The 15,673-nt window shown below is 34.9% G+C and carries 17 protein-coding genes and 1 pseudogene; 15 read left to right on the plus strand and 3 right to left on the minus strand.

The annotated features are described in order from the left end of the window. The first annotated feature begins 112 nt into the window (after nucleotides 1–112). The gene (locus AN161_RS29375) at nucleotides 113–253 is read left to right on the plus strand and encodes a hypothetical protein (protein WP_158002958.1); all 141 of its coding nucleotides are present in this window, start codon (nucleotides 113–115) and stop codon (nucleotides 251–253) included. 136 nt (nucleotides 254–389) lie between these two features. Here the strand turns inward: AN161_RS29375 and AN161_RS03060 are convergent, their stop codons facing one another. Next, a complete protein-coding gene (locus AN161_RS03060) occupies nucleotides 390–818 on the minus strand; it encodes a DUF2621 domain-containing protein (protein ID WP_053592914.1) in 429 nt (142 codons plus the stop codon). A gap of 121 nt (nucleotides 819–939) precedes the next feature. Here AN161_RS03060 and AN161_RS03065 point away from each other — a divergent pair, with 121 nt between their 5' ends. From AN161_RS03065 to AN161_RS03120, 13 genes are all read left to right on the plus strand, one after another. Next, nucleotides 940–1,155, plus strand: coding sequence for a DUF1659 domain-containing protein (locus AN161_RS03065; RefSeq protein ID WP_053592915.1), 216 nt, complete (start codon nucleotides 940–942; stop codon nucleotides 1,153–1,155). A 12-nt stretch (nucleotides 1,156–1,167) separates the two neighbouring features. Beyond that, on the plus strand, nucleotides 1,168–1,392 hold the full coding sequence (locus tag AN161_RS03070; protein WP_053592916.1) for a DUF2922 domain-containing protein: 225 nt from the start codon (nucleotides 1,168–1,170) through the stop codon (nucleotides 1,390–1,392). 88 nt (nucleotides 1,393–1,480) lie between these two features. Continuing rightward, nucleotides 1,481–1,603 (plus strand): YvrJ family protein, encoded by a 123-nt coding sequence (locus AN161_RS27285; protein ID WP_075807158.1) that lies wholly within the window; start codon nucleotides 1,481–1,483, stop codon nucleotides 1,601–1,603. Nucleotides 1,604–1,707: 104 nt separating this feature from the next. After that, nucleotides 1,708–2,316 (plus strand): SCO family protein, encoded by a 609-nt coding sequence (locus AN161_RS03075; protein WP_053592917.1) that lies wholly within the window; start codon nucleotides 1,708–1,710, stop codon nucleotides 2,314–2,316. Between the two features lie 210 nt (nucleotides 2,317–2,526). After that, nucleotides 2,527–2,796, plus strand: coding sequence for a sigma factor (locus AN161_RS03080; RefSeq protein WP_241774493.1), 270 nt, complete (start codon nucleotides 2,527–2,529; stop codon nucleotides 2,794–2,796). Nucleotides 2,797–2,994: 198 nt separating this feature from the next. Continuing rightward, nucleotides 2,995–3,531: a DUF1572 family protein gene (locus tag AN161_RS03085; RefSeq protein WP_053592918.1), complete on the plus strand. Its 537-nt coding sequence runs from the start codon at nucleotides 2,995–2,997 to the stop codon at nucleotides 3,529–3,531. 242 nt (nucleotides 3,532–3,773) lie between these two features. Next, on the plus strand, nucleotides 3,774–3,920 hold the full coding sequence (locus AN161_RS30450) for a hypothetical protein (protein ID WP_241774482.1): 147 nt from the start codon (nucleotides 3,774–3,776) through the stop codon (nucleotides 3,918–3,920). Nucleotides 3,921–4,756: 836 nt separating this feature from the next. Beyond that, nucleotides 4,757–6,043, plus strand: coding sequence for a GTP cyclohydrolase IIa (locus AN161_RS03095; protein WP_053592919.1), 1,287 nt, complete (start codon nucleotides 4,757–4,759; stop codon nucleotides 6,041–6,043). A 204-nt stretch (nucleotides 6,044–6,247) separates the two neighbouring features. Beyond that, nucleotides 6,248–7,651, plus strand: a complete 1,404-nt coding sequence (locus AN161_RS03100; RefSeq protein ID WP_053592920.1) for a dihydroorotase family protein — start codon at nucleotides 6,248–6,250, stop codon at nucleotides 7,649–7,651. Nucleotides 7,652–7,861: 210 nt separating this feature from the next. After that, nucleotides 7,862–8,062: a DUF3311 domain-containing protein gene (locus AN161_RS03105; RefSeq protein ID WP_053592921.1), complete on the plus strand. Its 201-nt coding sequence runs from the start codon at nucleotides 7,862–7,864 to the stop codon at nucleotides 8,060–8,062. After that, nucleotides 8,059–9,540, plus strand: a complete 1,482-nt coding sequence (locus AN161_RS03110) for a sodium:solute symporter family protein (RefSeq protein WP_053592922.1) — start codon at nucleotides 8,059–8,061, stop codon at nucleotides 9,538–9,540. The genes AN161_RS03105 and AN161_RS03110 overlap by 4 nt, the downstream gene beginning before the upstream one ends. 167 nt (nucleotides 9,541–9,707) lie before the next feature. Next, nucleotides 9,708–10,691, plus strand: a complete 984-nt coding sequence (locus AN161_RS03115) for an asparaginase (protein WP_075807159.1) — start codon at nucleotides 9,708–9,710, stop codon at nucleotides 10,689–10,691. 54 nt (nucleotides 10,692–10,745) lie between these two features. After that, the gene (locus AN161_RS03120; protein ID WP_053592923.1) at nucleotides 10,746–12,113 is read left to right on the plus strand and encodes an aspartate aminotransferase family protein; all 1,368 of its coding nucleotides are present in this window, start codon (nucleotides 10,746–10,748) and stop codon (nucleotides 12,111–12,113) included. Between the two features lie 406 nt (nucleotides 12,114–12,519). Here the strand turns inward: AN161_RS03120 and AN161_RS03125 are convergent, their stop codons facing one another. After that, nucleotides 12,520–13,074 (minus strand): hypothetical protein, encoded by a 555-nt coding sequence (locus AN161_RS03125; protein WP_053592924.1) that lies wholly within the window; start codon nucleotides 13,072–13,074, stop codon nucleotides 12,520–12,522. Between the two features lie 701 nt (nucleotides 13,075–13,775). Here AN161_RS03125 and AN161_RS03135 point away from each other — a divergent pair. Continuing rightward, nucleotides 13,776–14,309: a hypothetical protein gene (locus tag AN161_RS03135; protein ID WP_053592925.1), complete on the plus strand. Its 534-nt coding sequence runs from the start codon at nucleotides 13,776–13,778 to the stop codon at nucleotides 14,307–14,309. Between the two features lie 204 nt (nucleotides 14,310–14,513). Here AN161_RS03135 and AN161_RS03140 read toward each other — a convergent pair. Further along, a pseudogene (locus tag AN161_RS03140) lies at nucleotides 14,514–15,543 on the minus strand (IS1595 family transposase). Between the last annotated feature and the right edge of the window lie 130 nt (nucleotides 15,544–15,673).

A 15,673-nucleotide genomic window follows, 5' to 3' on the forward strand; every position in this document is an offset into this window, starting at 1 on the left:
AGCGACGGAAAGAGTCGTCCAAGCGACGGAATGAAAGGCAAAAGCGACGGAAGAAAGAGTCAAAGTGAAGGATAGAAAGCAGAGTGACGGAAAGAATTAACTGAGCGACGGAATGAAAGACGAAAGCGACGGAAGAAAGAGTCAAAGTGAAGGATGGAAAGCAGAGCGACGGAAAGAATTGCTGAAGCGACGGAAAGAGTCGTCCAAGCGATGGAATGAAAGGCAAAAGCGACGGAAGAAAGAGTCAAAGTGAAGGATAGAAAGCAGAACGACGGAAAGAATTACTGAAGCGACGGAAAGAGTCCAAGACAAACCTTATTGAAAAAATACAATGATTAAACTTAACTTAGGAAGTAAAACGCTGCACAAAATCAGTGTGCAGCGTTTTTTCATTCAAACAAATGTTCATATGGAGCGATGTCAATTTGCATTTCATCTAATTTTTTGCGTAAAAACTTATGATCGCGCTTTGGCGTTGCTTGAATGTAGCCACGAATAATCAAATCGTGGTTAATAGAAGGTGCTTTTTCTTCTAAAGCAAGCTCCCCAATTTTTCCTGCAATTTTCTCCTTAGCTATTTGTCTAAATAGCTCAGGTACAGGGCTTACAAGTTCATATAAAAGCTCTTTTTCAGGTTGTCCCCATAAATGAATGGTTTTATCTAAATAATACTCTTGCCAATCTAAATCGGATTTACCGTCCTGCTTCGGTAATCGCTTTAAAAATTTGCGGAACATGAAAAATCCACCGATCGCCATAAACGAAATAAGTACAACTACCCAAAATAGGATAAACCATAAAAACCAACCACTTAACAAATCGTTCACCTCTTTGCCTTCTCTCACTCTATTATAAAAGCTTACATAAAAAAATTCATCCTAAATGTCCCTTTTTTAGTAATAAGTCAGTATATATTGTGTAAGAAAGGAGGTGACCTCCATGGCAAAAGTCAATTTCTTAGGTGCTACACTGCGCTTAAAGTATGTTGCTGGACACAATGCCCAAAACGAGCCCATGTTCACAACAAAAACGTACCGCAATTTAAACAGCTCGCATACGGCAGAGGATTTAGTAGAGGTAGCATATGCCATTGCAAGTCTATCTTCACACGCACTAGACAGCATTGTAAAACAAGAAACAACAGATTTATCCTAAGGAGGGAAAGCTATGACACAAGTTTTAGAGCTGCAATTTGAAACAGTGGCAGGGAAAACGGCAACATTTGCGATTGATGCACCGAAGCCAAAAGTAACAGCGGAAGAAATTCAAAAGGTAATGCAAACCATCATCGCTAAAAATGTTTTTGATGGACAAGCTGGCACTCTCATTGCGATGAGTGGGGCTCGCATTGTTGATCGACAAGTAACAGAATTTGATTTAAAGATCGAATAACCAAAAAAATGGTCTTTGCAGCATGTACTGCAAGGACCATTTTCAGCAATATTAGTCTTATTTATCTAGCAGTGAAGGAGGGGCCAACATGGAACAGTGGTTAAACATGATATCGGATATCGGTTTTCCTATCTTATTGTCGTTTTATTTACTGCACCGAGTAGAAGTGAAATTAGATGCAATTCATGATGCGCTTGTTTCCTTAAAGTGAAATCGATTTCACAAAGATGTACGAAAGCTGTCACTTGAGTGTCCTTGTCAATATTTACATCGTACGATAGGATGAGGATAGTGTAAGTAGGGAGCGTGTTAAAGATGAGAAATAAAATAATTGGACTTGTGCTACTTTTTGCATTAGCAGCTGTGCTTAGTGCGTGTGGAAATTCAAAGTTTAAAGCAGATTATAACTTGGAATTACCAGATTTTGACCATGTCAATCAACGCGGAGAAAAAGTTTCTTTAGAGAGTTTAAAAGGAAAACCATGGATTGGTATGTATATTTTCACGAATTGTACTTCAATTTGTCCACCAATGTCTTTTAATATGACGCAAGTTCAAGAAAAGCTGAAGAAAAAAGGTGTGGAAGATTATAATATTGTTGCGTTTTCAGTTGATCCTGACGTTGATAAACCAGAAGTATTAGCTGATTATTTGAAAAAATATAATGTTCCAGATCAATCAAAATGGAATCTACTTACTGGTTATTCACAAAAATATATCGAGCAGTTCGCTGTAAAATCAACAAAAATAATCGTCAGAAATGATCCTAATAGCGACCAAGTCGTCCATGGGAATCAATTTTTTTTAGTTGATAAAGATGGTGTAATCGTAAAAATGTATTCAGGATTTGCGGAGAATCCAGAGGATGTCCCTATTGACACAATTGCATCAGATATAGAAACATATATTGATGAAAATTTATAATGGATAGAAGGAAACCGTCTCTAATTAATGAAGAGACGGTTTTTTTTCGGTTGAAATTTAATCTTTTATAACTGTAGCCTCGTTTATAGTGTAGAAGGAGGGGAAGATTTTGTCTGATACAGAATATTTAGAGCAACTAATGGAACTACATACAGATATCTATTTCGAATCGCTTACTACTATACGAAAGATCTACAAATAGCTGAGGATATCGTTCAAGATGTGTTTATTAAATTTTATCATCATCAAAAGTATTATGAAGAAAGAGGAGAGATGAGGGCTTATTTAGCACGCATGACCATTAATAAATGTAAGGATTATTTAAAGAGCTGGGCATATCGGAAAATTTCAGTTCAACACAAGCTTTTCTCTAAGCAAAAATCCGTTATTAACGATAGGCTTATTCAATGGGATGAACAAACGATTTTAGATGAAGCTATTTTGAAATTACCGTTAAAGCAGCGAGAACCTATTGTGTGAGTAGAGATTACGAGGAATTTGAAGGCATTGACTGGTATCCAATAATTATTAAATAACAACGATGGACAGGATTATATACCACAAGGATATTACGTAAAAAATGAAGGTTCATACATCGATAAAAAGGAATCCAATATTTAATTCTTGAATATATTAATATAGACTGAAAATGATCGAAATCATAGGAGGCGTTTATGTATGAGCATTGGGGAGATTTATGTAAATGTTGTTCAAAAAAGGTTTAAAAGTGTGAAAGAGTTAGGCGATAAAACACTCTCGCAATTGGACGGTGAACAATTGCACTGGGCTTTTAATGAAGAATCCAATAGTATTGCCATTATAGTAAAGCATGTTAGCGGTAATATGATATCGAGATGGACAGACTTTTTAACGTCGGATGGTGAAAAAGCAACAAGAAATCGTGATGATGAATTTACGGATAGCCTTCAGACAAAAGAAGAAGTTATGGCAGTATGGGAAAAGGGCTGGGAAGTATTTTTAGATGCTTTACAAAAATTAACGGAAGCTGATTTACAAGGGTTTGTAACGATAAGGGGAGAACAGCATTCCGTGATAGATGCGATTGAAAGACAAATGGCCCATTATTCACAACATGTCGGTCAAATCGTTTACATCGCTAAGCAATTAAAGGGCGTTGAGTGGCAAACATTAAGTATTGCAAAGGGACAATCTCAGGCTTTCACAGAGTCTATGTTAAAAAAACATCAACAATAGAAATAGGGCAGCCGTCTCACTAGTGTGTGATGGCTTTTTTGTGTGCCGGGCAATTCCGTACCAGCTACTGACGAAGACATTTTGAATGCTGAATAAGTTGTGAATGTCAAATTTACGAGTATATTCAATTATTTTGGGGGTGCTTGTGCAGGATTTTCTATCTATTCATTTAAAAACGGAACTACATTGGGAAAAGCCACTGTAGTAGAGCTAACTCATCGGTTTAGAAAGGTGTAGAAGGTATGATTCCACAAGAATTGAAAGATGCTTATGTGGTTTCAGATGATGGCTCAGGTAATCCTGTTTTAATGAATAAAGAAGGAAAGATTTTTTTTTGCATGATTCATGGGAAGCAGAATTACTATACAACTCGCTTCAGGAAATGTTAATGAAGTATTTTCCGCAATCAGGAGATTATTACGTATAATCGGCGATAGAAATAATATTACATTGTAAAGGATAGAGTGGTAGGATGATGTATTACAGCTTAGTGGGGTTTTTTAAAATATGTAGTCAGTGGAGCCAGAAAAGATTTTGCGGATAAAATGTTTGATAAACCTAAAAAAGCTAAATAAACTTAGGAGATGATGAAATTGCGAATTTTTGGAATAAAACCTGAAGAATATACGCTAAGAAGAATATACCCAGTGTCATAGTTCTTTTTTATGTATTAGAAATGGAGTTTTTTTCATTTATTACTTTTTATCTTCGTCTGAGAAGGTATTGTGTTACAAGAAACTCAAAACGCAAGAAGCCTTGATATTTAAGCGTTTTGGTTTACTATTGGAATTGGATATTTAGAATAGTAAACGAATTAACGAGTATACAAGTCATTTATGAGAAAGGAAATATTAAATGTCCAGGATGAAATATGCTAAAAGAAATGCTAGGGATTATAGAGGAATTAGAAACTACAACCTAACAAATGCAGTATCTTTAATAAAAAAATTGAAGAAAGGTCACGAAAGGTGATTGATAAAGAGGCTTTTTTTCTAATCCAACTATAACTGAAAGATTAATAAAGATTGGGCAGAAGTATGAAGGCGATGACAAAATTGGACGAGTGAGGGAATATATACACAGGTTTGAAACAAAGCTACGAAAATTTGGGAATTGGTTAAGGTATAGGGATTATATTTTTCAATTTTTAAGAGAAGCAGTTATTACGATAATCAGAAAAGGTTATAAGAACGTTGTCGGTTAGTGAATTTTGGAGGTGAAAGGTATGAAAATTGCAATTGTTAGCCCGCAAGATTCTTTAAAACAGGCTATACCACTTTTTAATGAATATAAAATTAATTATGTGTCTCTGTTATATGATGAACACCATTCTATCATTCCAATGATAAAAGAGTATGAAGATCAGGTCGATGGATTTTTATTTACTGGAGTGGCCCCTTACCAGATTGCTATAAATTCTATAGATTTATCAGTTCCAGTTGAGTATGTACAACATGATATAACAACCCTTTATCGTACACTTTTTAACATTCGTTATGTCCATAATCTAAATATCAGCCAATTCAGTATAGACGTATTTAAAACTTCAGAGATTAAAGAGGTTTTTGAGGAATTAGAGTTGCCTTTTGAAAACATTTATATGGGTGAATTTAATCCTCTTAATTCAGATGAAGTAACGCATTATCATATGGACTTATTTCAACAAGGAAAAGTTAATTTTTGTATTACTAGTTTTTTGACTACTTACAAAAAATTAAAAATGGAAGGAATACCTTGTTTTAGAGTTGTTCCAAGCAAATTTGCACTTCGGAAAACATTAGAATTATTAATACTCGAAATCACTAGTTTAAAAAAACAAGAAGCTCAAATTAGTGTAGGTATTTTCAATGTAGATAACATACAGTCTATTATGAACAACTACTCAGAATATGAAGTACAAAGTTTGAAGTTAAAACTTTATGATCTCATTCTAAAATATGGAGCAGCATCACAATCTTCTGTAGTTTTTTCAGGAGGGGACGAATTTATTATTTATAGTACTACAGGGAGAATTTCAAAAGGTTTAAATGATGATCAATCAAATTTTTTACTTGAACAAATACGTAAAACGATACCAATGTCAGTTAGTTATGGTATTGGAGAAGGTCTAACAGCAAATGAAGCAACAAATAACGCTCGTATTGCTGTTAGGAGAGCAAAAGATGAGGGAGGGAACTGTGCTTTTATTCGTAAAATCAATGGTACCTTTATGGGACCACTACAAGAGCCAAATGAAATAGAATATATATCAGGATATAACGAGGAAATAGAATTGATTGGTAAAAAAGTAGGAATAAGTCCAGCCACACTCTCTAAAATTCAAGTGATAAATAAAAAAATTGGAAAAGAAATAATCTCTGCAAATGAGCTGTCCGAGTATTATGGTTGTTCATTAAGAAGTGCACGTAGATTACTTTCAGTATTAGAAAAGTATGATTATGCTACAATTACTAGCTTTGATCAACCCTTTTCAACAGGAAGACCGAGACGCTATTATAAGTTGAATTTTTAAATATAAATTTTTAGCTGTCGAAAAAACTTCGACAGCTATTTTTATTTTCTCAGTGCAACAAGAGATCTTAAGAGTACTAGCTATAGAGTTAAAATATTTAGAATTTTTAGAAAAATATAAATTTATAGTATAATCCAATATTCTTTTGTGATAGAATCCAATAAAGGACATGACATAAATAGGTCACAAACTAGGGGGATATTTTTGAAATTTGATCTTGTATTGAAAAATGGTACTTTGGTTGATTCAGGAAATGAGGTTAACGGCAATTTTGATGTAGGGATTAAAGAAGGAAAGATTGTGATGGTTGAAAAAGAGATTGAAAAGGGAGATAAAGTCATTGATGTTCAAGGGAAAGTAATTATCCCTGGTGTGATTGACATGCATACCCATGTAACTCGATATTTAGGCGGAGCTGTTGGCTATAAAATGATTGCAGAAACTGGTGTAACAACCACGATAGATTTCGCGGGACCAGTTCAAGATGTTTTAGATGATCTTAATACATGGGGTTCAGGATTGAATGTAGGCTCCATAGAGGCAATAATTCCTGGTCGTGGAAAGATAAACAGTCAGAATCCGTCGTCTTTTGAAATAGAAGGGTTTTTATCTTCAGCTCTAGAAAACGGATCATTAGGCTTGAAGTTGTTTGGAGGACATGCTCCTCTAACACCAGAGGCAACCGAAGAAGGAATGAGAATTGCGAATAAGCTTCAAGCGATGGTAGCATTTCACGCTGGAACCACAATGACTGCAAGTGATATGAGTGGAATGCGCGAGGCCATAGAACTCGCACGCGGTAAAAAATTACTTTTAGCACATATTAATGCGTATTGTCGTGGGCGAGAATCACACCCATTAGATGAATTGAAGGAAGCATTGACTTTATTGCGTGAAAATCGCAATGTATATGCCGATTCCCATTTAGCAGTAATGAATGGAACGAAAGGAAACTGTAAGGATGGTACCCCAGAAGATTATGTGACTCGGGTATGTCTTGAACGATACAGTTATCCATTGACGGAAAAAGGATTGGAACAAGCAATACTGGACGGTACGGTCAGCGTGATAAAAAATGGACCAACAACTAATGAGTTACTTTCGAGTAACGAAGCTCTTCTATATTGGAAAGAAAAAGAGACAAATGCATTCATCAGCTTCCCGGTAAATCTACCAACAACTGCAGTCGCTTGTGCTGTAGAAAGAGTCAAACCTGGCGGGGATTTTATTATTGGGCTAACCTCTACCGATGGAGGAGGGATTCCGCGCAACAATCTTGTCAAACGTGTCCTTTCTCTTTATCAATTGGGTTATTTATCGATAGAAGACGTAGTGACAAAAATTTCTCTGAATCCTGCCAAAATGTTTGGATTAGTAAGTAAAGGACATCTAGGAGTCGGGGCAGATGCAGATATAACAGTTCTTGATATCGATAAATCAGAAGCAGTTATGAGTTTTGTAAGAGGTAATATGAATATGAGAGACGGTATCGTTTTAGGAAGGGGTGGCCAACTTTTAACTACAGAGGCGGGGATAAAAACAGCACAGAAATCTCAATTAGACTACCAAATTGTTAATCTTGAGAAAAGTTTACTATATCAGAACTAAACCTAAGATTATTGAAAAAAGGATATTACGTATTATTAGGTGGTATAAAACCTATAAAAAAGTATTTTCAAAGAGTAGGGAGGAGAGAGAACACACAATTAATAATATGGCCCAAATGTTCTCATCTAGAACATTTGGTTTAGTTAGAAATTATTATCATTTTGTAACACTATGTTTTTGTTTTTAATATATGAAGGAGGATGACATGAGTTGAAATGGATAAAATTATTAGCGATACTTCCTTTCATCGGTTTTATAAGTGGGGCACTTTTTGCTAACAAGGTTACACCATTTGTTTTAGGGTTGCCGTTCTTTGCATTTTGGTGTTCACTTTGGGTTATTCTTACATCAGTTATTATGGCAATCGTTTACCGTTTTGATCCTGATAATAAAGAAGGTGATATGAGATGAATGTAGCACTTATTGTTATTATTGGCTCTATCATCTTGTCGTTTTATCTCGTGATAAAAGCAAAAAAGGGAAAAGATATGGATCTTGAACAATGGACAGTAGGAGGAAGGGGATTTGGGGCCATTTTTATGTTCCTACTGATAGCAGGTGAAGCCTTTACAATTACTACATTCCTTGGTTCAAGTGGCCAATCATATAGTAACGGTGGTGCTGCACTTTTTATTATGTGCTACGGTACCCTAGCCTATGTAATCTCCTATTTCATTTTGCCAAAGATTTGGCAGAATGCTAAGCAAAACAAACTTGTATCCCAGTCAGATTTTTTTGTTACTAAATATAATAGTCCTTACTTAGGAGTATTAGTCGCTATTATTGGTGTGATTGCAATGATCCCTTATTTCATTATTCAATTGAATGGGTTAGGAATCATCGTTTCACAAGCTTCATATGGTACGATTTCGCCAAATATAGCAATTTGTATCGGAGCGATTGTCATAACCGTTTATGTTCTAATTTCAGGTATTCATGGATCAGCATGGACAGCTGTTGTAAAAGATTTTTTACTGTTATTTATTGTGGTGTTTCTAGGAATCTATCTTCCGATTCATTATTATGGTGGAATTGGTGAAATGTTTGAAGCTATTCAAGAGGCTAGACCGGGTTTTCTTGCCCTACCTGAAAGTGGACAAAATCCATCATGGTTTTTAACAACCGTGTTAATCTCGTCTCTTGGTTTCTATATGTGGCCACATCTTTTTAGTGCAACTTATTCTGCTCAAAATGCAAAGGTTTTCAGAAAAAATGCCATATTGATGCCCCTTTATCAGTTGGTATTGTTATTTATCTTTTTCATTGGGTCTAGTGCGATTTTGATAATTCCAGGCCTTCAAGGAAAGGAAGTTGATCTCATCCTGCTCAAATTATCTGCACAAACGTTTGATCCATGGTTTGTGGGGTTAGTTGGGGCAGGTGGCATCTTTGCAGCTCTAGTTCCTGGATCAATGCTTTTAATGAACGCATCCACAATGCTAGCAAAAAATGTTTACAAAGTATTGAAACCTGAGACATCAGAGGAACAAATATCGAAAATAGCAAAATATTTGGTTCCCGTTATTGCAGGAGTATCACTTTATCTATCGATTTATGGCGGGAAAACCATTGTAGCCTTACTAGTAATGGGATATAGCCTTGTAACTCAATTATTCCCAGCGTTATTATTCAGTTTGTCAAAAAATAACTTTGTTACAAAACAGGGGGCTTTTGCTGGAATTTCTATCGGAGTATTAACGGTCGCATATATTTCGCTTACAAATACAACTATAGGTATGCTCTTTCCATTTCTACCACAGGTAATCAAAGATTTCAATGTTGGAATTATTGCGCTGGGGATTAATGTTTTAGTACTCGTGGTTGTCAGCCTTGTTACTCGTGGCAACTATGTTCAGAGTAAAGTAACAGAAGAAACGGAAGGAAGTTAAGTCCGTTTATGATAAGCAATAAAATACAGTCTAAATATATGAAGTTTTGTAAATTCTCGATTTAACAGGAAAATATGTAGATGGTTCATGAGATTTATGAACTAACTAATGACGTTCCAAGAAAAACAGAAGTATAGATTAAAAAACTTGTTAGGGAGGAAGGACATTTGAAAAAAATTCATATTTTTTCCCTTGGAGGAACAATTGCTTATATGGGAGATACAGATAAACCAATCGTAACTGGTGAAGATTTAGTACAGGGCCTTCCTGAAATATCGAATATAGCGAATGTGATAACAACTTCTTTTCGACAAATTGCTTCCTCATCATTATCGATTGATGATATTGTGGAACTTTCGAGAGAAATTGTGTCAGCGATTGATTCAGGTGTAGACGGGATTGTCATCACTCAAGGAACAGATACTATTGAAGAAACAGCATATTTGCTTGACTTACTTATCGAGCCTAAAGTTCCAATTGTTGTAACTGGAGCAATGAGGAATCCTAATTTACGTGGTGCAGATGGTCCAGCGAATCTACTTGCTTCTATTTTAGTTGCGGCAAGTGGAGTGACAAAAGGAATTGGTGTAGTTGTTGTTTTTAATGATGAAATTCATTGTTCAAGGTTTGTAAGAAAAGCACATACCCAAAATGTAGCAGCATTTCAATCTGAATGTGGTCCAATTGGATGGATTGCAGAAGGTATTCCTTATTTAGCAATGAGACCGAATAATGAATTAAATCGTTCATTTAAGATAGAAACAGAGGAAGTTCCTATTGCGCTTTATACAGTTTCACTAGGAGATGATGGCAGGCTTTTAACAAAAACAAAAGATCTTGGCTTTAAAGGTATAGTAATTGAAGGGCTTGGAGGAGGACATGTGCCCACTAGTATGGTGGAAACACTTGCTGATTTAGCGCAGGAAATCCCGGTCATTTTAGCTTCACGTACGGGAAGTGGTGAGGTATTAACGCAGACATATCGAGGATATCCTGGATCTGAAACATCGTTGCTTAGTAAAGGTTTAATTAGTTCAGGCTGGCTAGATGGAAGAAAATCAAGGGTATTACTTAGCTTACTTTTAATGTCTGGAAAAACACATCAAGAGATTTTTGAATATTATAAACATTTATCCAAACCAATCTTATAAGGTGCTAAAATACTAGCTTTAAAATTAAAAGCTTATAAACGAGGTGGCTTAATTATGAATAAATTAAATACAGAATTTGAGAAAAAAACACCTACATCCAAAAGGTTGATGGAAGATGCAAAAAAAGTTATGCCGGGTGGGGTCACTGCGAATATTAAATCATTTGACCCGTATCCTGTTGTTATGAAAAAAGGAAGTGGGGCGTATTTAACAGATGTAGATGACAATCAGTACATTGATTATCTTCTATCTTATGGTTCCTTAATGCTTGGGCATGGGCACCCTAATATTATTCAAGCCATACAAGAGCAATTGGAAAATAATGGAACCTTTCTGTTTGGAACTCCTCATGCGCTTGAAGTAGAAATGGGGAAAAGAATTCAAAAGTATTATCCAAGCATGGAAATGATTCGTTATACGAATTCGGGGACAGAGGCTACGTTATTAGCAATCCGAATGGCTTATGCCTATACAGAAAAATATAAAATTGCTAAATTTGAAGGCCATTATCACGGTGGCTACAATCAGGTTCTAATAAGTGTGAATCCACCCGTTGCAGAAGCTGGATCATCGGATGCACCAAAGGCGATTGTTGAATCAAAAGGTGTGGAGCCCTCTCAAGTAGAAAATACAATCATTCTTCCATTTAATAATTTAGATGCATGTGCAGATATTTTAAAGAAAAATCAGCATGAGATAGCAGCTGTGATGTTAGAACCTGTACAGGCAGGATTTATTCCTGGAGAAGAAGAATTTATGAAAGGCTTAAGGGAAATTACAGAGGATCTAGGGATTCTTCTTATATTTGATGAGGTAAAAACAGGATTCCGCATGGGAATAGGTGGCGCTCAATCGCTTTATCACATTAAACCAGATATTACAACGCTAGGTAAAGTTATTGGCGGTGGTTTTCCTATAGGGATTATAGGTGGAAAAAAAGAAATCATGATGGTGAGTGCTCCACTAACTGCCTCTGATGTATTTGACCAAAGTACAAGTGGAAAATCAAGTGCGAAAGATGTACTCTTCCATAGTGGTACATACAATGGCCACCCAACTATTTTGTCTGTAGGAATGGCAGTACTAGATGTATTAGAGCAAGAAATGGATCAAGTACTTTCTCGTACAGAACAATTAAAAGAAGGTATTTTGCAGTTATTTGCTACTCGTGGTATCTCCATGCAAACAATTGGTGTTGGAAGTATCTTTAATATTGTCATTACTGAGAAAAAACATGTTCACAATTACCGTGATTTGCAACAGTGTAATTTCAGTTTGAGAAAAGAAATAGACTTTCACCTACTTGCAGAAGGAATATATACGAAGCCGTTAAATAGATACAGCTTATCTACAGCTCATGGACAAAAAGAAATAGACTATACGCTTGAAGCGTTTGAAAGAGTACTTTTTAAGAAGATGTAAATATCACTAGGTTTTTTTAGATGGACCTCGAAAGAATCATAATAAAAAAGTTAAGTGGGATTTACTATCATTTATCAGACTCCTGAATGAAGACAAGGGATGTCTTCTTCTGTAGATAGTGAAAATGCTATTAATGTTGGATAAAGTATGTGATTTTTTCTAAGGTAATCTGCAACAGTTATACATCTTCAGTTGACATAGCACAGGTTAGAAGTAATCAAAAAATCGCTTGAATTTTTTAGAATTATAGAATTCAAGCGATTTTTTTATTCATTATTATAAACATCTTTGTTATATTTAGGTATATCATATGCGAAAAAAAAACTTTCTAGCCTAAGGGAAGATTTAAGATTCAACAAAATAAAAAATCGTAGCCAATTGTATAGCTACGATTTTTTGCTGTTTTCTATGCAAAATAAAGCTGATACATCGAAGTTTCATCGTCAATAGATTTTGCGATTTCAAAGGCTTCTTGCTGTGTGCGCTCATTAGCAATGATTTCATACATAAATCTTATGAGAAACATTAAATTCGCATGACCATCTATGTAATCATCCGGGGCCAAATAAGAGTGGCAACCGCTTTTTAAAAATGCAGTAGCTAGCTGCTTTTCACCTAAAGTACAGCCAGAGGCAATAACCTTCACATCTTTTAATTTACAATATTTTAAGATCTCTTGTGGACCGAAAAATTCACCTCTAGGTTCATCTAATTCATATACATCTTCGCCTAGTTCTGGCATGCAAAAGCGCCCTTCATCCCCATGGAAGTTTAAAATTAAATAATCCATTCGATCATCAAAATCTTCTCCAAATAAAACATCAATTAAATCATTAGGTCTTCCTATTAAATGAAGTGTTACTCGTACCCCAAATGACTCGAGTACTGACCGTAATGCAAACGATTCGATATCACAATTAGAGCCTACTACTAAACTAACATACAAATCTGGCTTACTCATTTCTCTAATTCTCTCCTTTTATTTTTATGGCTCTGTTAAATTTAATTGTTGTTTTTAAAAATATAATTTTTGAAACCTGATTTATTGTGATTTAGGTATAGTAAGAGAGATTTACAACAATAAGGAATATACACGATTTTATGCAAGATAGAGAACACACCCCTCAAGCGCAAATACAGTTGTTTCAACCATTTGAGCCATCTGTATAAAATAATGTATAAAAAATGTTCACAAGAAAAGGCACGAAACGCTGTTAAATCAACGTTCGTGCCTTTTTAAAATGTCCCCCAACTTACATTTGGGAACGTTTTTTTATTTGAAATTTATATTATATTTACTAAAAAACAGCGATATTCTATCAGCCTTCTACAGTTGGCTAGAAGAAAGGGAATAAATAAAAAAGAGTAAGAGTAGCAACTTCTAATCCATTTTAATTTTCTTATACTTTGTGAAATACATTATAGAAAAAAATATAATCCAAAAAATAATTATTAAATACACAAGAGCAGTGAGAGGTTCGGTAAACGGATTAACATTATTTTGATAATCTTTAATAATTAGAATAGCTAACACCAAAATTGAACTCCAAAACATAATCATCAAATATAATTTCATAAGATTCTAGCCTCCTTTCTATTTACATTTTTTGTTAATGATGTAAATTATGGATATGTCGTAAAAAAGGACTGGAGGAAAAGTATATGACTGTTAAAACTAGTAACTATTTAAAATTTTTAACTTCTTTCGTTACCATCTTTTTATTAAGTGTAATTTATTTTTCGGAAAATTCCAACGCTGAAGAAAATTCCTATGTTGAAGAAAATATTACTCATACAGTAATTGAAGTTGATTTGGATAATAACTTAAGTTTAAATCCTTTGAATGATACCCTTATTGAACCATTTAATGGTTACACAGTAATTGAAGTAGATAAGCCTATTAAACATCAGGGCTATTTAAGTAATAAAGTTTTAAACGATATGAAAGATAGACAAAGCTTACAGATGTCTATTCTTGATATAATTGAAGCTGCTGCAATACCTACAGGCGGGGGTGTCTCAATAGCAGTTGCCAAAGCATTTAACAGTGGGCCTACAAAACTAGCAGAAGCAGCTCTTACAGGTGACCATGCTTATGTAGTAACTGTATATGCAAGTGGTGTTGCGCCAAGTTTATCAGTAATTACTTATATTTATTACACAAAACAAACATTAAGATTTGTATATCAACCATAAAAAGAGTAGGCACATAAATTTATGTGCCTACTCTTTTTCAAGCCCTCAGCTCTTGGTACGACCGAGATATGAAGAGCACTAACTCGACATATTCTACGTTGAAGTTAATATACAAACATCCCCAAAGCGTCGTTTGGTAACTTTATTTCGTTTAACGCTGCAAATCCTCACAAACTGGTGAAAGCCCTAGTAGTCAAACGAGTATTACAGATTGAATTTCGATAAACGTAAACTTTGATAGGTTTCTGTCATTTCAAAAATAAACGATGTCAATAGAAATTCTTTAATATTATGCTTTGTACTTTCATTACTATGACTATCCACAAATAAAAACCAAGCAAGGTAATTATCAAGGTATTTAGAAGCTACCCCTTTAAAACGATGTATCCAATGTTTTAAACGTGAATGAAGTCCATTTACATTTTGGATATGATACAAACCTTTGATAACGTGGTTCCCATCGTCTGATTTAAATACGGTAGTGTTCTATCCCTTTTTCATTGGCATACGTTTTATAAGCTCTCCAAGCGTCTGTTACAAGTACATTATTAGGTGTTAGTTTAGAGCCTATCATACCGTCAACTTTAGTTTTCACAACACGCCCCATACAAGCCACTTTTGAAACGGTTGATTTAGTTCGGTCTCTTGCAACTAGAACGCAGACTTGTTCCTTGCTAATCCCTCTTAGTGTTGATTTGCCGCCTCGCTTACGTGGTTTACGTTCACTAATGCCACGTTGCCCTTTTTGAGAATACAAAAAATAAGTCTCGTCCACTTCAACGATACCATCAAATTGTTCAAAATCCATTTGTTTAAGAGCCCATAACAACTTGTGTCTCCAATAGAATAATGTAACCCAAGTAACGCCCACAATTTCTGCTGATTTACGCAAGGAATAGCCTTTAAACATACATTCAACAAAAGCAATCCATTCATTACCTTTTCGAGTTCGATAAAGAATTGTATTTGTAGTATCCATAAATGTTTTACGACAAGCCTTGCAGCGATATCGTTGACGACCATTCACTTTACCGAAGCGATTAATATGTTCTGAGGTGCAATGAGGGCATTCAAAACCTTCTTTAAAACGCACTTCTCTCATTTCATCAATTAACCGACCATCAGCAGTTGAGGAAGGCTCAACATAGCGTTTTACCCATTGAAACACTCGTTCTTTATCTGTATGAGATAATTTATCGATATGTTTTAATAAATTGCTAAAGGCTTTACTCATCGTTGAACCCTCCATTAAGAATGTTTGTTCTTATTATAACCAATTAATTGAAAGGTATCAATTTTCAACATTAATCTTTAACAGAGCCATTATTATAATAATATTATATCCAAATTTAGGAATGAAGACC

The organism is Lysinibacillus sp. FJAT-14222 (assembly GCF_001278875.1).
GTDB classification, from domain to species: Bacteria; Bacillota; Bacilli; order Bacillales_A; family Planococcaceae; genus Lysinibacillus; species Lysinibacillus agricola.